Genomic DNA, 18,923 nt, shown 5'->3' with positions numbered 1-18,923 from the left:
TCAGGTCAGGCGTTGGAGGAAGTGGCCAGGGTCAGTTCGGCCAGGGTGCGCAATTCGGCCAGCACGCCACGGACCCAGGCGACCTGGTTGTTCGCCCAGCGGTGTTCATCGGCCAGCATTCGTTCCAGCGAGAAGCCGTTCGGCAGCGGCGTTTCGCTCATCTCCCGGTAGGCAATGAAGGGATCGGCGTCCTCGACGCTTTGACGGAAGGCCGGGGCCACGTAATGGTTTTCCTGCTCGAGAATGAAGGCGATCACCTGCGGGGTGGCGTCGCCCAGCATCAACAGCTCGAACAGCATGCGGGCGCCTGGCAGGTCGTCCTCGTCGCTGCCCTGCAACACGCCGTAATGGCCGAAACCGTTTTGCTCGGGGACGATGCGCACCCCCTTGAGGTGGGTCTGGCGGATGTGCGGCGCCAGGTTGCGCAGGGCCTGCAAGGGTTGCTCGCAGGCATTGATCATGTTGCCGAAGTCGAACAGGGCATGCAGGCGAGGGTGGTCGAGGCGATTGAGCAGCTGCGCGATTTCGTTGCTCTTGAGTTCTTCGTGTTGCTCGAAATCGAAGTACAGATCGTGTTCGTCGGCCTGTTGCGCGAGGTAGTGCAAGTCGGTCTCGATCACGTCCATGACCCTCGACAGCGTGCCCTCGTAACGTGAGTAAACACGGATGTTGCGCACCTCCAGGGCCCTGGCGATGGCGATCACCTGATCGACATCCTTTTTCAGCGTGCTGCTGATTTCCAGGTGCACGTCCAGCTCCAGCGCCCTGGCCTTGGCGGCAAAGGCCTGAAGTTGTGCGGGTGACATTTGGCTCAGGCTGTTTTCCTCGCCGTCGAGCAGGTGCAGGCTCAGGCCTTGCAGCTCGTGGCGATAGGCGAAGTCCAGCAGGTCGGCAGGGGTCACCCGGCCATGGGTGAGGTTGGTCAGTAGCGGGTAGGCGTGGGCAAACAGGCGCAATTGCCCGAGACGTTCAAGCAGCCGCCGGGCCAGTGCGTCGGTCAGCACGGGAACGGTCCCGTGTTCGACCACGTTATGGCTCAGCAAGGCGTTGAATCGTTCCTGGATCTTATTGTTCATTAAAGTCGTTCCTGGTTCAGACACCGGGTCTACCGGCGCAGTCTTTATCGCGCCAGTCAGGAACGCTCGATAGATCCACTATCAATTAATTGATAAGGCCACTTGCTTGGCATCAAGTGGTTGGCGGCAGATAACCCAATGTGCGCAAGGCCCGGGCCAGCGCTTCGACCCGTTCCCGGGCCTGGTTCTCCGGCGTGCCGGCAAAGCCGATCAACAGCGCCGGCGGCAGGGCATGCCGGATGCGGTAGTCGCTCAAGGCGTAGGTGTGAATGTTGTACTGGCCCAGTTGCCGGGCGAGATCGGTGTCACTCACTTCGAGGGGCAGCCAGGCGATCAGGTGCATGCCGGCATCCGTCGGGGTGATCCTGAAAAAGTGGCCGATCTGTTGTTCGAACTGTTCGATCAATGCCTGCTGGCGCGCCTTGTACAGCGCACGCATGCGGCGAATATGCCCCAGGAAGTGGCCTTCGCTCATGAAGTCCGCCGTTGTCGCCTGAAGCAGCGTGGGCGGGCTGCGATCCATGACCGCACGCAGGGTGCAGAAGGGTTCGACCAGGGCCTGCGGCAAAATCACATAACCCAGTCTCAGTGAGGGAAAGAGCACTTTGCTGAACGTGCCGACGTAGATCACCCGGGCCATCTGGTCCATGGCGTACAGCGCCGGGAGGAGGCGGCCACTGTAGCGAAACTCGCTGTCGCAGTCGTCCTCGATGATCCAGCTCTGATGCTGCGCTGCCCAATCGATCAAGGCCTGGCGTCGCGCATAACTGAGGGTGACACCCAAGGGATGCTGGCGCGAAGGCGTGCAAAATACCAGTCGGGCATCGGGGCTCTCGGCCAGGCCTTGCTCGACATCGATCCCCTGTTCGTCGATACGCAACGGTACGATCTGCGCCCCCTGGGCCTGCAACGCAATGCGCGCGGCGATGTGCCCCGGGTCCTCCATCCAGACGCTGTCCTGCGGATTGAGCAGCAGCATGCCCAGCAGGTTGAACGCTTGCTGCGCACCGGAAACGATCACCACTTGGTCCGCCGTGCAGTCGATGCCCCGCGCATCGAAGACGTATTCGGCAATCGCCTCGCGAAACGCCTGCAAGCCCTGCAACTCGCCATAGCCCAGAATCGCCTTGGTTGGCTTGAGCAGGTGGCGGTTCATCAGGCGTCGCCAGATCGCCTGCGGGAAGGCGTCATAGGTGCTGTGGCTAGGCAGGAAGGAGGTCGGGGTCGCGGGGTCCCAGTCGGCATAGGACACCCCGCGAAAATGATCGCTGCGCAGCGACAGCATCGACTGGCTCAGGTCGGACAGGCGCGGTGGCTGGCGCTGTTGCTCATCCTCCAGCCCCCGGCTTTCCCACTCGGTACCGACATAAGTGCCGGCGCCGGTACGCGAGGCCAGGAAGCCTTCGGCAATCAACTGATCGAACGCATTGAGAATGGTGATCCGCGATAACGCCAGCTCGTTGCTCAAGGTGCGGGTCGACGGCAGGCGCACACCGCCCTGGAGCCGGCCGTTGAGTATCTGTTTACGAATCTGCAAGTACAGTTGGCGGTACAGGGGAATGGTACTGGCACGGTCCAGCTCGATAGCCGACAGCAGCAAACCTGCGGGGGATTTCATGACACGCTCGTCTGAGTGAAAAAGGATTTGACCTGCAAGCCGTCAGGCGACGGCAAGGTAAGGGTATCGGGCGATACCCGATAAGTCATCCGGCTGGCGTTGGTGCCCGGCGCAATACCGGTTCGCTCCAGCGCTACCGAGGCGTTCGACAGTGGCCGCATCAGGCGTCTGGCAAGTCGCCCGCCGACCCTTGACCCAGCTGTTCGGCAAGCCCGACGATAATGCCCTCGGGCCCACGAATATAGGCGAGCCGGTACGAATTCTCGTATTGCATCCGGCCGATGAGTTCGGCGCCATGGGCCTGCATTCGCGCAACGACTGCATCGATGCCGTCGACGGCAAACAGGATGCGACGAAGGCCCAAGGCGTTCACCGGCGCGTCCACGGGGCCGAACCGGATGGCGTCGGGCGTGTGAAACTTGTCCAGTTCAATCCCCTGTCCATCGGGTGTGCGCAGCATTACGAGGGTGGCCCGGACGTCTCCAAGCCCGATGAGGCGACCGATGGAAGGCCCTTCAACCGTGGTTTGGCCCTCAAGCTTGAGGCCCAACTCGATAAAGAACGCCTTCACCGCTTCGAGATCATCGACAACGATCAGCACGTTGTCCATACGCTTGATCGTCATGTCCTTCGACCTCTCTTTTCGAGCCTGCGTGGGAAAGCCCGACATAGGCGTGGGGTCAATGGCGGTCGTGCCCAGATGCCTGGATCAGCTTTCGGAGGAAATGACCGGCTCTTGAATGGATTCAGCCTCCAGTTTCAACCGGTCGGCCTTACTGATGTACTTGGGCTTTTTCGGTGCCAGTTTGGCACTGGCCTTTTTGGCATGAGCCTTTAATAGCTGATTGATTTTTTTACGACGATTCATTCTTTTCCACTCGGCGTCTTGGGCTCTGAATGGTATCAGGTTAACCCGTCAATCAGATGCCTGGGCGAGTACTGCCATCTCGGGCCGATTCAAGTCCTGGCTTGGCAGGTTGGCGCAGCATCGCCCATGTTGCGGGAATTGATTCCGAGGTATCAGCGACGATAGTAGCGGCGATCGTCTTCGTAGCGGTGGCGCATGGCCCGGTCATGCTGGCGCTCCCAGTCGCGATGGCGCTCGGCCTCCCGGCGGGCCTGCTCTCTGCGCCATTGCTCCCGGCGCCAATCGTCGCGGCGCCAGTGGTCTCTGCGGTCGTGCCAACGGCCGTCATGCCAGTACCGGTCGTCATGGGCCAGCAACGGCCCTGGCTGCTGACCGGCGACACTGGCCAGGCTAGGCCAGGGGCTTTCGGCCACCCGAGTGGGCGTTTGAACGTCTGCGACTTGTGTTGCGAAAACAGGGGTTGAGGTCTTCATCTGTGTGGCTGATGCCGAGCCCGCTACCGCGAACGCGAACAGGCCGAAGAGCACTATCCGTGGATCAGGGAATTTCATGAGCAAAGACAACCTCTGATTGACAGTCTGACGTGTGGCCATCTGGTGGCAAGCCTGCGGTGTCGCGCTTGCCCGGCGAATGAGCCTATCCACATAGACCGATAAACCGGAAAAAGTTCTGGGGCGTCACGGTTTAAAGTCAGGTGCTCCGCCCTTTGGAAGAGTGTTGTCTTGTTGCTCACTGGCCATTCAGGTTTTTTCCTGGGTTTTGATCCAGTCATTCAACGCGGTGACCATTTTATTGACCTCACTGCCTTCCTGTTCGGAAGGCCGGATGATTGCATTCCACGCGATATCCAGGCCGTCATTCAGGTCGGCCCAGGCCAGCTCCCCACGCTCAAGGCTGGGTGTCACCAGATCACGTTGCAATATGCTGATGCCGTAGCCGGAACGCACCAGTTCGACGATGGCTTCGATCACTTCAACCGTGATCATCCGCCGCGGCAGGATGCTGGCGGGGGCAAAGAATCGGTCGTATTCCCAGCCGCTTGCACGGTCGGTGGAATACGTCACCAGGTTGTAAGTCTTGAAGTCTTCGGCATAGATATTCTTTCTTCCCGCCAGTGGATGGTCGGTGGCCATGATTGCAATCAGATCGTCCCGGAACAGGGGCAGTTTCGCCACGCCGCTCGGCACCATCCCGTCATCGATGATCGATACATCAAGCCGGCCTTGCATCAGGCTCGCGTAGACATCATTGCGCGGCACCGTCACCAGGGTGATTTCGATGTCCGGGCGCAGGCTCGAGTAGTGCTTGATGAACTTTGGAATCCAACGAAACGGGCCATAGGACGTCACCCCCATGCGTACAAACGCGGTGACCCCTCCGGCCATGGATCGAGCCTCTGACTCCGCTTCATTGAGAATCGTGATGATGTCCCGGGCGGCGCGTTCCAGGCGTACGCCCGCGGGGCTGAGCCTCAGCTTTCCGCCCGAGCGCTCGGTCAGGTTCACGCCCAACCGACGCTCGGCTTCGCGCATGCGATGGCTGACAGCGGAAGGCGTCAGCCATAAGCGCTCGGCGACGGCGGTGACGGAGTCGACTTCCGACAGCGTTTGCAGCATGACCAGGTGATCCAGGGTGAGTCTCATGGGTGCGCGACCTGAAAATAATTCACAAAAATACGTAAAATTATGAGCGTGACTTGTTTTTTGCCGCATAGCAATCTGGTTCCAGCAAGAACCCACGGAGAACAAGAACCATGACCATGCTTGCGCTGGAACCCGCCGTCACCCTGGGCGATATCGTCGACTTTGAGCGATATCCCATCACTGATCGAAACAGCTGCGCGTATCGCGAACTGGTCGCTCGAAGCCAAGCGCTGCTCCAGCAGGAGGGCGTTGCAATCTTTCCTGGATTTGTCCGCGATACACCTGTGGCCACGATGGCCGATCAAACCCTCGCACTGCACCCGCGGATGTTCCATTTCCGGGAAAACCACACGGTGTATTTCAAACCCCAGGAGCCGAGTGTCGATCCGCAGCACCCGTTGCGGCGGTTGATGAACACCGAAAAAGACACCGTCGCCTACGCGGACATTCCTGCCGACAACTGGGTCCGGAACCTCTATGAGTCGGACGATGTGCTGGCGTTTATCAGGGATGTATTAGGCCTGGACAGGCTCTATCGCCATGCCGATCCCCTGGCCGCGCTGAACTTGCAGGGCTTTACTGCCGGGCAGCAATTGGGATGGCATTTCGATCGTTCCGACTTCAGCGTCACGCTATCGCTGCAGGCCGCGAACGTCGGTGGGGATTTCGAGTATGTGCGCATGCTTCGTAACGAGAACGATGATTGCCATGAGGCGGTCAGGCAGTTCCTCGATGACCCCAAAACCCAAAAGGTAGAGATATTGCCGCAGGTGCCTGGCACCTTGTCATTGTTCCGTGGCCGTTATTCACTGCATCGTGTGACGCCGGTGGAAGGAGACAGGCTCAGACTCAATGCTGTATTCGCTTATGTGGATCAGCCCAATGTCGAGTTCAGCGACTATGCCCGAAAACTTTTTTATGGACGCACCTCGGTCGACCCGTTGGCTTGAGCATCCTCTCGAACAATAAAAAGCATTGATTCACCCCTTCGCGTGTAGCACGCACCAGTTCGCTGCCCCCAATAATAATTTCGGAGCGTCTGATCATGAAAAACAGGAAGAAACTACTGGCCTCGTTACTTACCCTGGGTTTGCTCGTTGGCAGTGCTTCAAGCCAGGCATCAGGGTGGTGTGATTCGGGCAAGTCGGTGAAGTTTGCCGGTCTGAACTGGGAGAGCGGGATGCTCCTCACCGACATCATGATGATCGTGCTCAAGGATGGCTACGGCTGCAAAACGGACCAGTTGGTTGGCAACACCATCATTCTGGAAACTGCCCTGGCCGCCAATGACATCCAGGTGTTCGGCGAAGAGTGGATGGAACGCAGCGAGGTCTGGAAAAAATCCGCGGCGGCCGGAAAGGTCGTCGGGGTGGGGGCGCCGATCGTTGGGGCGACCCAGGGTTGGTACGTACCGCGTTATGTCGTCGAGGGGGATGCCAAGCGCAATCGGCCTGCACAAGCCCCCGACCTCAAGACCGTCGCCGATTTGAGCAAATACCCCGGCGTGTTCAAGGATTCGGAGGAACCGTCCAAGGGGCGCTTCTACAACTGTCCCGCGGGTTGGATCTGCGAGCAGGACAATACCGAGATGTTGAAGGAGTACGGCCTTGAAAACACCTTCACCAATTTCCGTCCAGGCACCGGTGCGGCATTGGATGCGGCGGTCCTGTCCAGCTACAAGCGCGGTGAGCCGGTGCTGTTCTACTACTGGTCACCGACGCCGCTGATGGGGCAGATCGATGCGATAAGACTGGACGAAAAGACCGGGGCAAACAAAGACGTCGTCACCATGGTTGGCCTCTCCAGTGTTTTTCATGAACAGGCCCCCGAGCTGGTCGAGGTACTGCAGAAGGTCAACATTCCCATCGATCTGCTGAACCACAATCTGGCGCGGATGACCCGCGAACGCATCGAATCACCCAAGCTGGCCAGGATGTTCCTCAAGGAACACCCGGAAGTGTGGCACGCCTGGGTCAGCGAAGACGCCGCAAAAAAAATCGACGCCACGCTCTGATTCACCCTGTGGGAGCGAGCCTGCTCGCGAACGCGGTGGGTCAATCAACGCTGATTTCGCCTGATACACCGCCTTCGCGAGCAGGCTCGCTCCCACAGTGGGTTCTGCTTGCTCCTTGGGTCTTTAGTCCAGATCGCTGGCCTGATGCCGCTCCGGCACCTGGCTTGCCTCATCCCCCCACGTCCGGTTGACGCGCTGGCCACGGATGACGGCAGGGCGCTTGGCGATTTCCTCGGCCCACCGTTGCACGTTTGTGTATTCGTGAGCAGAAAGGAATTCGGCAGCCGAATACACCTTGTCCCGCACCAACTGACCGTACCACGGCCAGACCGCGATATCGGCGATGCTGTAATGGTTACCGGCCAGGTAGCGGCTTTCGCCAAGGCGGCGGTCGAGCACGTCCAGTTGACGTTTAGCCTCCATGGTGAAGCGGTTGATCGGGTACTCGAGCTTCTCGGGCGCATAGGCGTAGAAGTGACCGAAACCGCCGCCCAGGTAGGGCGCCGAGCCCATCTGCCAGAACAGCCAGTTCAGGGTTTCGGTGCGCCCGGCGGGATCGCGGGGCAGGAACTCGCCGAATTTTTCCGCCAGGTAAAGCAGGATCGAGCCAGACTCGAAGACGCGGATCGGCGGCTGCACGCTGTGGTCCAGCAGCGCGGGGATCTTCGAGTTCGGGTTGATGTCGACAAAGCCACTGGAGAACTGGTCGCCCTCGCCGATGCGGATCAGCCACGCGTCGTACTCGGCATCGGCATGACCCAGCGCCAGCAGCTCCTCGAGCAGGATGGTCACCTTCACGCCATTGGGCGTGGCCAGTGAATACAGCTGCAACGGGTGCTTGCCAATCGGCAGCGTTTTCTCATGGGTCGGGCCGGCCACGGGGCGGTTGATGTTCGCGAACTGACCGCCAGACGGGGCGTTGTGTTTCCAGACCTTGGGGGGAACGTAGGGCGCTTTGCTCACGAAGTGGACCTCATGGATGGTTGACGGTGCTCGCATGGAACGCGGACGGGCCGGTGGATGATCGCTCAACTATGATTCAACGGCAGATATTCCAAAAATCGACCGAGTGAATTTTAGATATCACCACGGATGATCCTAAGGGCTTCACTTCAGCCAACCCACCGGCAGTGACTCATGCGATACGACCTCAATCTTTTACCGGTTTTTATCGCGCTGATCGAGGAACGCAGCGTCACGCGCGCCGACCATCCCGAGATCGAAAACACCCTGTCGCGCGAGCAATACGAGCAGATGCGGCACGTCAATATCCAGCCGCCGGGGCGCCTGCGGGCCGGGCTGTTTCAAGCGCTCGAGCGTCAGGGCTTGCGGCGCGAGCTGGCCATTTCGGTTACGCATTCTTGGAACCTTTCCGGTGCAGATTGCCTGGCACGTGCGATATCGCAACGACCCTGCACACCAATGGTTTCGGCAATTGCTGGTGGACGTGGCAGCGGATGTGGCTGACAAAGCCTGATCCCGCGATTGGCATTATCCCCTGTAGGAGCGAGCTTGCTCGCGATGAGGCCGGTACATTCAATATTGATGTCGTTTGATACATCGCCATCGCGAGCAAGCTCGCTCCTACAGGGGATGGGGGAAGCCTGAAAAATCAGGTCGACTGTCAGCGTTTGCTCTGCGGAAAGATCTCGGGATCCGAGAAACACTTGACCAGATGGTCGTACACCCGCCTGACCCGGGGCGCCACGGGACCTGTCTGCGGGCGGTAGATAATCAATTCGGTCGTTGGCGGCGCTTCGTCTTGCATGACCTCGACCAGTCGCCCATCGGACAGGAGCGGCTCTGCCAGGTAGCCGGGCATCTGTCCGAAGGCCAGTCCCGCCAGAACGATCTCGCGTTCGGTTTCGGGGTCGTCGCAGGTGAACGCCGGGGAGGAGGGCAGGAACGCCTGCCCCCCGGCAAACACCCACGGCCAGGGGCGACCGTTGTTGCGATCCATCAGCATCGACAGCGGCAAGCGCTTCAATGCTTCGAGGCTGTCCGGGCGTTGTACCGCGTCGATGAGTGAGGGGGCCGCGACGATTTTCAGTTCGACACGCGCAACCGCCCTGGCGATGTAACGTCGATCCCGTACGGCACCGATACGAATGCCGATGTCGATCTTGCTGGCCACGGCGTCGGTGAGTTGGTCATCCAGGCTCAGGTCGATGCTCAGCCCGGGATTTTCCCGCATCAGCGGTCTCAGGTATTCGGTGAGATAGAGCTTGCCGATGGCGTGCGGCGCGGTGATGCCGACGCGACCGACAAGGCCTTCTTCCTCATGTTTGCTGTGGGTGACAAACAACCGGTCGACCCGTTCGAGGGTTTCCCGGGCCTGTACGGCGAGTTCGGCGCCAAAAGCCGTGACGTGAACCTGCCGAGTACTGCGGTGGAACAACAGCTCCCCGAACGTGCGTTCGAGCTCCTTGATGGCCCGGGTCACGGTCTGCGGGGAAGTGCCGAGGCGAGTGGCAGCGTCGCGAAAGGTCGCCGAGTCCGCCGCCACCGAAAAGATGCGGATCAGCTCCATGCGGTTGAGCATTGCCGTCACTCCTGTTCCAGAAAATGGAATTCTCAAATCCTAACTCTTCCATTTTCTGGCAGATAAAACCAGCGCAGACTGAATCCATCAACCCAGCAAAGCCTCAACAGGAGCGCTGAACATGAGTAAAAACATCCAGGGCAAAGTCGTCGTCATCACCGGTGCCAGCAGCGGTCTGGGCGAAGCCACTGCACGCCATCTGGCAGCACTCGGTGCCCATGTGGTGCTGGGCGCTCGTCGCCAGGATCGCCTGGACACGATTGTCCGGGATATCACGGCAGAAGGCGGCAAGGCGATTGCCCATCCCATCGATGTGACGCGCCAGGAGGACTTGTCTGCGCTGGTGGCCAGGGCGGTCGAGGTGTTCGGTCGCGTTGACGTGATGATCAATAACGCGGGGCTGATGGCGATTTCGCCGATCTCGGAGCGGCGCGTCGATGAGTGGGACCGCATGATCGACATCAACGTCAAGGGCGTGCTGTATGGCATCGCGGCAGCGTTGCCACTGTTTGAAGCACAAGCCAGCGGTCACTTCATCAACATTTCCTCGGTCGCCGGCATCAAGGTGTTCAGCCCGGGTGGATCGGTCTACAGCGGCACCAAATTCGCTGTACGAGCCATCTCCGAGGGCCTGCGTCACGAGGTCGGCGGCCATATCCGCACCACGACCATCGAACCGGGGGCGGTGGATTCCGAGCTCAAGTTCGGTAGCGGCCACCAGCCAAGCGCCGAGGTGGTGGGCGAGTTCTACAAGAAGGCGATTCCAGCGGCTTCGGTGGCACGGGCCATCGCTTATGCGATCGAGCAGCCTGCGGATGTCGACATCAACGAAATTGTCCTGCGGCCGACTGCGCAAGACTTCTGATTGTTGACTTGAGCCGTATGCGCCCCTGTCGAAAGGCAGGGGCGCAATGAGCTTAATGTTGTTTTCTCAAGAATGGGCATCCATACCTGTGGCGAGGGAGTTAGCTCCCGCTTGAGTGCGCAGCACTCACAAAAATTGCATGGGTTGCCAGATTTTCGGGGCTGCTGCGCAGCCCAGCGCGAGCAAGCTCGCTCGCCACAGTAATTAGACAAGACTCAAGACGCGCTGGTCTTCAGTGCCTGTCACCTCAAGGTGCGACATCTCCACTGAGGTCTATGATTGAACTGTCACGCGCAGTGAGATTTCGACCGTATGGCTGAAGGGGAGACACAGCATGGACCGATTCACCGGCGGTTGTCTTTGCGGCAACGTTCGACTGGTGGCGGCGGGACGCCCGTATCGGGTAGGTCTTTGTCACTGCCTGGACTGTCGCAAGCATCATGGAGCTTTGTTTCACGCCTCGGCGATTTTCCCCGAGGAAGCGGTGACCATCGAAGGTGAAACACGGGACTACGCCGGGCGGTTCTTCTGTCCCCGCTGCGGGTCGTCCGTTTTCGGACGCACTGCAGACGAAATCGAAGTGAACCTGGGATCCCTCGACACCCCTGACCAACTGACGCCCACTTACGAGCTCTGGACCGTGCGTCGCGAATCCTGGCTGCCGGCGTTTCCTCTGATCCGTCGATACGAGCACGACCGTGGCACCACGGGTCGCTTTGAAGAATAGGAGGCGTCCCATGAGCCATTTGGATTCTTTGCCCACCGACCCGGAACCGGGGCGGATCGCCCATCGCGCTACCGGTGACGATCAGAAACACTGGAGCCGCTGGCTCCCGGGCTTGCTGACGCTGCGCAGGTACGAAATCGGCTGGTTGCGCAACGATATCGTCGCCGGACTGGTGCTGACCACCATGCTGGTGCCCGTCGGTATCGCGTATGCGGTGGCTTCGGGTGTACCGGGTATCTATGGCCTCTATGCGACCATCATTCCGTTGATCGCATACGCCTTGTTCGGGCCCAGCCGGATTCTGGTACTGGGGCCGGACTCCTCGCTGGCAGCCGTCATCCTCGCAGTGGTTTTGCCACTGTCGGGCGGTGATCCGCAGCGCGCCGTTGCGCTGGCGGGCATGATGGCCATCGTCTCGGGGACCGTGTGCATCCTGGGCGGCATCGCGCGCCTGGGGTTCATCACGGAGCTGCTTTCGAAACCGATCCGCTACGGCTACATGAACGGGATCGCGTTGACGGTCCTGATTAGCCAGTTACCCAAGCTCTTCGGCTTTTCCATTGAAACTGACGGGCCTCTGAGAAACCTGTGGGCCATCGCCACGGCGGTGATGGATGGAAAAACCAACTGGACCACGTTGGCGATCGGCGCAGCGACCCTGGCGGTGATCCTGCTGCTCAAGCGCTATAAGCGCCTGCCGACCATCCTGATTGCAGTGGCTGCGGCCACCGTCGTTGTGGGGCTACTGGAACTCGACACGCAAGCCGGGGTGAAGGTCCTCGGCTCGCTGCCGCAGGGCTTGCCGGCGTTTGCCATTCCGTGGATCACGACGGCCGATATCGTCCCGGTATTGATTGGCGGGTGTGCCGTGGCGCTTGTCTCGTTTGCCGACACCAGCGTGCTGTCTCGCGTCTATGCGGCACGCACCCGTACCTACGTGGACCCGAATCAGGAAATGGTCGGGCTCGGTGCCGCCAACCTGGCAGCGGGCTTTTTTCAGGGTTTTCCCATCTGCAGCAGTTCGTCACGCACCCCTGTGGCGGAAGCCGCGGGGGCCAAAACCCAATTGACCGGCGTCGTCGGTGCGCTGGCGGTTGCCGCTCTGCTGCTGGTGGCGCCGGACCTGCTCAAGCATCTACCCAACAGTGCACTGGCGGCGGTGGTGATCGCCTCCGCTATCGGCCTGATCGAAGTCAGCGACTTGCGACGCATCTATCGTATCCAGCGTTGGGAATTCTGGCTGTCCATCGCTTGCACTGTGGGTGTGGCGGTGTTCGGTGCCATCGAGGGGATCGGCCTTGCCATCGTGATTGCCGTCATCGAATTCCTCTGGGATGGCTGGCGTCCATACTCCACGGTCCTGGGACGTGCCAAAGGCGTACGGGGCTACCACGACATCAAACGCTATCCCGACGCGAGCCTGATACCAGGCCTGGTCATGTTTCGCTGGGACGCGCCGCTGTTTTTCGCCAACGCCGAGTTGTTCCATGAACGGGTACTGGACGCGGTGAATGCATCGCCCACGCCGGTGCGCTGGCTGGTGATTGCGGCGGAACCGGTGACCAGCGTGGACGTGACCTCTGCCGACATGCTGGCCGATCTCGACGAAACCCTGCAGGCGGCGGGTATCGAGTTATGCATGGCGGAAATGAAGGACCCGGTCAAGGACAAGCTGAAGCGCTTCGGGCTGTTCGAACGGTTTGGCGAAGACGCGTTTTTTCCGACCCTGGGCGTTGCGGTAAAACGCTATCTCGCGCTGCATGACGTGGATTGGGTGGACCCGGCAGAAGAGGTCCAGTGACGCCTGCATCGGCGACCGTGCCTGACGGGCACGGTCGGGATGCTTGTGTGTCGTTAGATCGTTGCCAGCGCCTGCGCCAGATCCGCCCGCAAATCCTCCAGATCCTCGACGCCCACGGACAACCGCACCAGCGCATCGCCGATGCCCAGTTGCGCGCGGGTGTCGGCGGGGATGGTGGCGTGGGTCATGATCGCCGGGTGCTCGATCAGGCTTTCCACGCCCCCCAGGCTCTCGGCCAGGGCGAAGATCTTCACGTTTTCCAGAAAACGCTTGGAACCGGCGAGGTCGGTGTTCAGGTCGAGGGAGATCATCCCGCCGAAGCCGCGCATTTGTTTACGCGCCAGTTCGTGCTGCGGGTGCGAAGGCAGACCGGGGTAGTAAACCCGCGCCACCTGCGGTTGACGTTCCAGCCATTGCGCCAGTTGGAGCGCATTGCTGCAATGGCGCTCCATGCGCAGCGCCAGGGTCTTCACGCCGCGCAGCGTGAGGAAGGCGTCGAACGGTCCGGCGATGGCACCCACGGCGTTTTGCAGGAAGCCCAGGCGCTCGGCCAGTTCGGCGTTCTGGCCGACCACGGCAATGCCGCCGATCACGTCGGAATGGCCGTTGAGGTACTTGGTCGTCGAGTGCAGCACGATATCGAAGCCCAGCTCCAGCGGACGCTGAATGGCGGGACTGGCAAAGGTGTTGTCGGCCACGCAGATGATGCCGCGGGCGCGGCAGAGGCGGGCGATGGCGGCAAGGTCGGTGAGGCGCAGCAGGGGATTGCTCGGGGTCTCGACCATCACCATGCGGGTGTCGTCTTGCAACGCGGCTTCGAAGGCACTCAGGTCGGTCAGGTCGACAAAACTGAAACGGTGCCCGGCGCTGCGTTGGCGCACCTTGTCGAACAGGCGGAAGGTGCCGCCGTACAGGTCATTGCCGGAAACGATGTGCGAACCGGCTTCGAGCAGCTCAAGCACGGTGGAGATCGTCGCCAGCCCGGAGGCGAAGGCGAAGCCCCGGGTGCCGCCTTCCAGGTCGGCCACGCAGCGCTCCAGCGCAAAGCGCGTCGGGTTATGCGAGCGCCCGTAGTCGAAGCCTTTGTGCACGCCGGGACTGTCTTGCAGATACGTTGAGTTGGCGTAGATCGGCGGCATCAGCGCCCCGGTGGTGGGGTCTGGTGTCTGCCCGGCGTGGATCACCCGGGTGGCGAAGCCGCGTGGTGGGGCGTTTTTATCGTGCTGGCTCATGCAAGGGTTCTCCGTAAATGGTTGAGCATGTCGAAACGGGTAACCAGGCCGTGGAAGGCCGAGTCGTCGGCGATGATTGCCACCAGCCCGCGGTCGAGCACTGCTTCAAGCTGATCTCGGCTGGCATCCGGCGGCAGGATTTGCAGTTTGTCGGTCATCGCACTGGTAACGGGCTTGCGAAAGTGCGACGCGTCTTCATGCACCCCCAGCAAAATGTCGGACTCGTCAATCACGCCGACCAGGCGCTTGCCGTCCACCAGTACCGGCAGTTGCGACACGTCTGCCAGGCGCATGCGCTGGAACGCGGTGAGCAGGGTGTCATCGGGGCCGACGCTGATCACCCGGCCATCCTCGAAACGCCGTGCGATCAGGTCGCGCAGGTCGCCGTAGCGCTTGCTCGGCAGCAGGCCCTGATCGTTCATCCATTGATCGTTATAGACCTTCGACAGGTAACGGGTACCGGTGTCGCAAACGAAGCTGACCACGCGTTTCGGTTCGGTCTGTTCGCGGCAATAACGCAGCGCCGCCGCCAGCAGGGTGCCGGTCGACGATCCGCCGAGAATCCCCTCGGCACGCAGCAATTGGCGGGCGTGATCGAAGCTTTCCTCGTCGCTGATCGAGTAAGCGTGGCGCACGCTGGACAGGTCGGCGATCGACGGAATGAAGTCCTCACCGATGCCTTCTACCGCCCAGGAGCCCGGCGTGCCGAGGGTGCCGCTGCGGCTGTATTCGGCCATTACTGAACCGACCGGATCGGCCAGTACCATTTCAAGATTCGGCTGCACGCGGTTAAAGAAACGGGTCAATCCGGTCAGTGTGCCGGCGGAACCGACGCCGACAACGATAGCGTCCACGTCATGCTGGGTCTGCGCCCAGATCTCTGGCGCCGTGCTGCATTCATGGGCCAGTGGGTTGGCCGGGTTGTTGAATTGGTCGGCGAAGAAGGCATTGGGAATTTCCGCGGCCAGGCGCGCGGCAACGTCCTGGTAATAATCGGGATGGCCCTTGCCGACATCCGAGCGGGTGATGTGCACCTCGGCGCCCATGGCCTTGAGGTGCAGGACTTTTTCGGTGGACATCTTGTCCGGCACCACCAGTACCACGCGGTAACCCTTGGCCCGGCCGACCAGCGCCAGGCCCAGTCCGGTGTTGCCGGCGGTGGCTTCGACGATGGTGCCACCGGGCTTGAGGCGGCCATCGCGCTCGGCGGCGTCGATCATCGCCAGGCCGATGCGATCCTTGATCGAACCGCCGGGATTCTGAGATTCGAGTTTGAGAAACAGGGTGCAGGGACCGGTATCGAAACGGCTGACACGCACCAGCGGCGTGTTACCGATCAGTTCGAGCACGGCAGGGCGGGAGTCGTTGGGCATGTCGTCACCTCGCTGCTTGGATCCTCGGTGGATTGCCGCGTTAACGCATTGGTTGCGGCAATGCTTCGTCTGGACCATAGGCCGGGATCGCCACACTCGCAACCGAGTTGGCGAAAGTAGCCCCGACATTGGGGAAATTACCTGGGATGGGTTGGGTTTATGGGGAGGGCTGTGTTCGTGGCTCCATAAGCGCGTAATGCTGTTCACTTAAGGATGTTTTGAGGCGGGCAAGACACTGTGGCGAGGGGATTTATCCCCGTTGAGTCGCGCAGCGGCCCCCCAAAATGGGCCTGCTGCGCAGGCCAACGGGGATAAATCCCCTCGCCACAAAGGCTCGCCCCCACAGGGGATAGGGGGGGTTAGAGTGTCGCGGTGATCATGACCAGATTGACCTGCTGCATGAACTCGGTGATGGTCGAAAGCCCCCCGGCTTGCAGGGCGGCCATGATCATGGCTTGGTTCGGCGTGATGGCCAGGGCCGTCAGGGGTTGGATGTCCGGTATGACCTTGTCTGCAATGCCGAGGGCCGTGAAGGTGGTCGCGGTGACCAGCGTCGCCGCGGCTGCCGCGTAAACCGCGAGCATGACGATCACGATGGCAGCCAGTACAGCCAAGACGAATGCCAGCGTTGTGTTTCCCGACATGACCACCTCCAGCGATTCCACCAAATTGGGGGGGACCCTTCAGCGAGATCAGCTAAAGCAAGGCGCGGGCCAACACTCAGAAAGCGTCGATCACCTTCGGCATCGGCTAGCGAAACCGTGCTTCAAGGGCCTCGGCAAACGGGTACCAGTCAAACCACGGGCGGGCTTCATCGATGATTCCCTGGACCGAAGGTCGCTGGATCAGGCGTTCGAAGTACGCACTCACGCGCGGGCAGTTGTCGGGAAACGGCACGAGGGTGCGTGCATAGAACAGGGCGGGCACTGCGGAACAGTCAGCCATGCTGAAGTTCGGGCTGGCTATCCAGCCGGTCTCGTGCAGCTGGTGCTCGATCATGCCATAGGCGGTGAGCAGGGTCGTGCGTTGCTTGCTCAGGTCGCCATGGGTGGCGTGTATACGATCGGCGACGATCTGTTGCATCGGCTGCTGGACGTGGCAGTCGAAAAAGCGATCCCACAACCGTACCTGCAACGCGATGTCCCAATCATCGGGAATCAACTGATGCTGGCCGACATACAGCTGGTCCAGGTACTCGATGATCACACTCGATTCCGGCACGTTGCGCTGGCGGTCGTGATCGCGCAGGACCGGGAATTTGCACAGCGGCCACAACGCTTCCAGTTCTGCCCGCTCGGCGGCGTTGGACAGGTCGATGATGCGCTTTTCGAAGGCAATGCCGTGTTCGTAGAGCGCGATCAGCACTTTGTGGCAGAAAGACGAGAGGGGGTGGTAGTACAGCGTCAGGGACATGGTGGGTCTCCTTGGGACAGTGCCAACAGTATTGACCATGGATGAAAACCGGCGGGGCGGATTTTCAAATACGACCGCGATCCATGTCTGTGCACGACAGACCTTATCCCTCGACGAAAACTACTTTCATCGAGTTTGAAAATCGCCTCCCGAAATGTTTTAAGAGTTTCGCGCCACGGGTCTCGATCCATTTACCAGACACCTTCAAGCCCATGTTCAGCCATCGGGTGCGGAATCCTGCGCGCCTGAAACAAGCAACAGAACACCCCAATAACGATAAGAAATTTCGCAGGAGCCCCCGTATGTTCAAACGAGCAATCCCCGCCGCCATCCTTCTTGCCAGCGGCTCGGCAGGCGTCCAGGCCGCCGATAGCCATGGCTTCCTGGAAGACAGCAAGGCCACGCTGTCGATGCGCACCCTGTATTTCAACAGCGACAACCGCGACGGCACGGCGGCGCCGTCGAAAACCGAAGAAACGGCCCAGGGCTTCGTGCTGCGCTATGAGTCCGGTTTTACCCAGGGGGCCGTCGGTTTCGGATTTGATGCCCAGGCGCTGCTCGGCGTGACGCTCGACAGCGGAAAAGGGCGCCATGTCGGCAGTGGCATGATCCCCTCGGACGGCGACGATGCCGCCGACAGCTGGAGCAGCTTCGGCCCGACCGCGAAGATGCGACTGGCTAACACCGAACTGCGTTACGGCACGCTGTTGCCCAAGCTGCCGATCCTGCTCTCCAACGATGCTCGTGTGCTGCCACAGTCGTTTACCGGCAGCCAAATCACTTCAAAAGATATCGATGGCCTGACATTGACCGGCGGATTGCTGGAGCAGGCGGTGGGGCGTGCCTCGACGGATCGCACCGGCCTGTCGGTTGCCGGCGCCACCCGCGACAGCAACAAGTTCTACTTCGCCGGTGGCGATTACGACGTCACCAAAACCCTCAAGGCCCAGTATTACTTCGCGCAACTGGAGGATTTCTACAACCAGAACTTCTTCGGCCTGACCCATCTGTTGTCCCTCGGTGAAGCGGGTGCGATCACCACCGACCTGCGCTATTTCCACACCACGTCCAGCGGCGCCAACAGCTCGGCGGCGGGGCGCGCACAGGGCTATCGGGTGTCGGGTTTCACAGAAGACAACGACGGTGAAATCGATAACAACACCTGGGTGGCGACGATCACTTATGCCAAGGGCGGCCACGCGGTGATGCTGGGCTATCAGCAGGTAGGGGACGGCAGCAACTTCGTACAACCCAACCAGGGCAGCCTGCCGGACAAAGGCGCCGGCGGCGGCAGCGTTTACCTGCCCACCGACCGCATGATCCAGAGCTTCACAAGGGCGGGCGAGAATACCGGTTTCGGCCAGTACACCTACGACTTCGCGGCATTGGGGGTGCCGGGGTTGAAAGCCTCGATCGCGTACCTGAAGGGCACGGGCATCAAGACGCAAGAGGCCGGGGATCAGTCCGAATGGGAGCGCGACATGACCCTGGACTACGTGATTCAGTCGGGCACCTTCAAGAACGTCGGCTTCTCGTTGCGCAACGGCCAGTCGAACACCGACGCGGGCCGGGATGTCGATCAGAGCCGTTTCATCATCAACTATTCGATGCCGTTGTTGTAATCCCAACCTGAGCAGCGCATAACCTGTGGGAGCGGGGGGGGGGGGGGAGGGGGGGGGGGGGGGGGGGGGGGGGAGGCAACGGTTGCATACAAGGGGGAGGACAAAAAAAGGAGTGGCAGAAAGGAAAAA

General features: G+C 60.7%; 20 protein-coding genes. 7 read left to right on the top strand and 13 right to left on the bottom strand.

The window, feature by feature from the left end; genetic code table 11:
• Positions 1 to 5: 5 nt before the first annotated feature.
• From ACSFE6_RS17220 to ACSFE6_RS17190, 7 genes are all read right to left on the bottom strand, one after another.
• Entirely contained in the window at positions 6 to 1,076 is a 1,071-nt protein-coding gene (locus ACSFE6_RS17220; protein ID WP_435428757.1) for a sugar phosphate isomerase/epimerase family protein, read from the bottom strand.
• Between the two features lie 112 nt (positions 1,077 to 1,188).
• Positions 1,189 to 2,694, bottom strand: coding sequence for a PLP-dependent aminotransferase family protein (locus ACSFE6_RS17215; protein WP_435428756.1), 1,506 nt, complete (start codon positions 2,692 to 2,694; stop codon positions 1,189 to 1,191).
• The gene (locus ACSFE6_RS17210; RefSeq protein WP_435428755.1) at positions 2,691 to 2,855 is read right to left on the bottom strand and encodes a hypothetical protein; all 165 of its coding nucleotides are present in this window, start codon (positions 2,853 to 2,855) and stop codon (positions 2,691 to 2,693) included. Before ACSFE6_RS17210 ends, ACSFE6_RS17215 begins: the two co-directional genes overlap by 4 nt.
• A complete protein-coding gene (locus tag ACSFE6_RS17205) occupies positions 2,855 to 3,319 on the bottom strand; it encodes a VOC family protein (RefSeq protein ID WP_435428754.1) in 465 nt (154 codons plus the stop codon). Before ACSFE6_RS17205 ends, ACSFE6_RS17210 begins: the two co-directional genes overlap by 1 nt.
• 84 nt (positions 3,320 to 3,403) lie before the next feature.
• Positions 3,404 to 3,562, bottom strand: coding sequence for a DUF2986 domain-containing protein (locus ACSFE6_RS17200; protein ID WP_435428753.1), 159 nt, complete (start codon positions 3,560 to 3,562; stop codon positions 3,404 to 3,406).
• 152 nt (positions 3,563 to 3,714) lie between these two features.
• Positions 3,715 to 4,113 carry a hypothetical protein gene (locus ACSFE6_RS17195; RefSeq protein WP_435428752.1) on the bottom strand — a complete coding sequence of 133 codons (399 nt, stop codon included), beginning with the start codon at positions 4,111 to 4,113 and terminating at the stop codon, positions 3,715 to 3,717.
• A 189-nt stretch (positions 4,114 to 4,302) separates the two neighbouring features.
• On the bottom strand, positions 4,303 to 5,205 hold the full coding sequence (locus ACSFE6_RS17190; protein ID WP_435428751.1) for a LysR family transcriptional regulator: 903 nt from the start codon (positions 5,203 to 5,205) through the stop codon (positions 4,303 to 4,305).
• A 110-nt stretch (positions 5,206 to 5,315) separates the two neighbouring features.
• Here ACSFE6_RS17190 and ACSFE6_RS17185 point away from each other — a divergent pair, with 110 nt between their 5' ends.
• Positions 5,316 to 6,155 carry a HalD/BesD family halogenase gene (locus ACSFE6_RS17185; RefSeq protein ID WP_435428750.1) on the top strand — a complete coding sequence of 280 codons (840 nt, stop codon included), beginning with the start codon at positions 5,316 to 5,318 and terminating at the stop codon, positions 6,153 to 6,155.
• A 95-nt stretch (positions 6,156 to 6,250) separates the two neighbouring features.
• Complete coding sequence (locus ACSFE6_RS17180) at positions 6,251 to 7,219, top strand: ABC transporter substrate-binding protein (protein WP_435428749.1); 969 nt, start codon at positions 6,251 to 6,253, stop codon at positions 7,217 to 7,219.
• Between the two features lie 123 nt (positions 7,220 to 7,342).
• Here ACSFE6_RS17180 and yghU read toward each other — a convergent pair whose 3' ends face one another.
• Positions 7,343 to 8,182 carry a glutathione-dependent disulfide-bond oxidoreductase gene (gene yghU, locus ACSFE6_RS17175; RefSeq protein ID WP_435428748.1) on the bottom strand — a complete coding sequence of 280 codons (840 nt, stop codon included), beginning with the start codon at positions 8,180 to 8,182 and terminating at the stop codon, positions 7,343 to 7,345.
• Positions 8,183 to 8,356: 174 nt separating this feature from the next.
• Here yghU and ACSFE6_RS17170 point away from each other — a divergent pair, with 174 nt between their 5' ends.
• Positions 8,357 to 8,686, top strand: coding sequence for a hypothetical protein (locus ACSFE6_RS17170; protein WP_435428747.1), 330 nt, complete (start codon positions 8,357 to 8,359; stop codon positions 8,684 to 8,686).
• 157 nt (positions 8,687 to 8,843) lie between these two features.
• Here ACSFE6_RS17170 and ACSFE6_RS17165 read toward each other — a convergent pair whose 3' ends face one another.
• Positions 8,844 to 9,761: a LysR family transcriptional regulator gene (locus ACSFE6_RS17165; RefSeq protein ID WP_435428746.1), complete on the bottom strand. Its 918-nt coding sequence runs from the start codon at positions 9,759 to 9,761 to the stop codon at positions 8,844 to 8,846.
• 121 nt (positions 9,762 to 9,882) lie between these two features.
• On the opposite strand from ACSFE6_RS17165, the gene ACSFE6_RS17160 reads away from it, so the two are divergent.
• The 3 genes from ACSFE6_RS17160 (at position 9,883) to ACSFE6_RS17150 (ending at position 13,154) form a co-directional block, all read left to right on the top strand.
• Positions 9,883 to 10,626 carry an SDR family oxidoreductase gene (locus ACSFE6_RS17160; protein ID WP_435428745.1) on the top strand — a complete coding sequence of 248 codons (744 nt, stop codon included), beginning with the start codon at positions 9,883 to 9,885 and terminating at the stop codon, positions 10,624 to 10,626.
• A gap of 334 nt (positions 10,627 to 10,960) precedes the next feature.
• The gene (locus ACSFE6_RS17155; protein WP_435428744.1) at positions 10,961 to 11,353 is read left to right on the top strand and encodes a GFA family protein; all 393 of its coding nucleotides are present in this window, start codon (positions 10,961 to 10,963) and stop codon (positions 11,351 to 11,353) included.
• Between the two features lie 10 nt (positions 11,354 to 11,363).
• The gene (locus ACSFE6_RS17150; protein ID WP_435428743.1) at positions 11,364 to 13,154 is read left to right on the top strand and encodes a SulP family inorganic anion transporter; all 1,791 of its coding nucleotides are present in this window, start codon (positions 11,364 to 11,366) and stop codon (positions 13,152 to 13,154) included.
• Positions 13,155 to 13,207: 53 nt separating this feature from the next.
• On the opposite strand, the gene ACSFE6_RS17145 is transcribed toward ACSFE6_RS17150, so the two are convergent.
• The 4 genes from ACSFE6_RS17145 to ACSFE6_RS17130 all read right to left on the bottom strand — a co-directional run bounded on the left by ACSFE6_RS17145 (position 13,208) and on the right by ACSFE6_RS17130 (position 17,172).
• Positions 13,208 to 14,386 carry a cystathionine gamma-synthase gene (locus ACSFE6_RS17145; RefSeq protein WP_435428742.1) on the bottom strand — a complete coding sequence of 393 codons (1,179 nt, stop codon included), beginning with the start codon at positions 14,384 to 14,386 and terminating at the stop codon, positions 13,208 to 13,210.
• A complete protein-coding gene (locus tag ACSFE6_RS17140) occupies positions 14,383 to 15,759 on the bottom strand; it encodes a pyridoxal-phosphate dependent enzyme (protein WP_435428741.1) in 1,377 nt (458 codons plus the stop codon). Before ACSFE6_RS17140 ends, ACSFE6_RS17145 begins: the two co-directional genes overlap by 4 nt.
• A gap of 359 nt (positions 15,760 to 16,118) precedes the next feature.
• Positions 16,119 to 16,403 (bottom strand): hypothetical protein, encoded by a 285-nt coding sequence (locus ACSFE6_RS17135; RefSeq protein WP_435428740.1) that lies wholly within the window; start codon positions 16,401 to 16,403, stop codon positions 16,119 to 16,121.
• Between the two features lie 106 nt (positions 16,404 to 16,509).
• Positions 16,510 to 17,172 (bottom strand): glutathione S-transferase family protein, encoded by a 663-nt coding sequence (locus tag ACSFE6_RS17130; protein ID WP_435428739.1) that lies wholly within the window; start codon positions 17,170 to 17,172, stop codon positions 16,510 to 16,512.
• Positions 17,173 to 17,474: 302 nt separating this feature from the next.
• Here ACSFE6_RS17130 and ACSFE6_RS17125 point away from each other — a divergent pair, with 302 nt between their 5' ends.
• Positions 17,475 to 18,794: an OprD family porin gene (locus ACSFE6_RS17125; RefSeq protein WP_435428738.1), complete on the top strand. Its 1,320-nt coding sequence runs from the start codon at positions 17,475 to 17,477 to the stop codon at positions 18,792 to 18,794.
• Positions 18,795 to 18,923 lie beyond the last annotated feature (129 nt).

This window comes from Pseudomonas baetica (assembly GCF_051216495.1).
GTDB classification, from domain to species: domain Bacteria; phylum Pseudomonadota; class Gammaproteobacteria; order Pseudomonadales; family Pseudomonadaceae; genus Aquipseudomonas; species Aquipseudomonas baetica_B.
The sequence above is the reverse complement of the archived record's forward strand: the minus strand, read 5'-3'. Positions and strand labels throughout refer to the sequence as shown.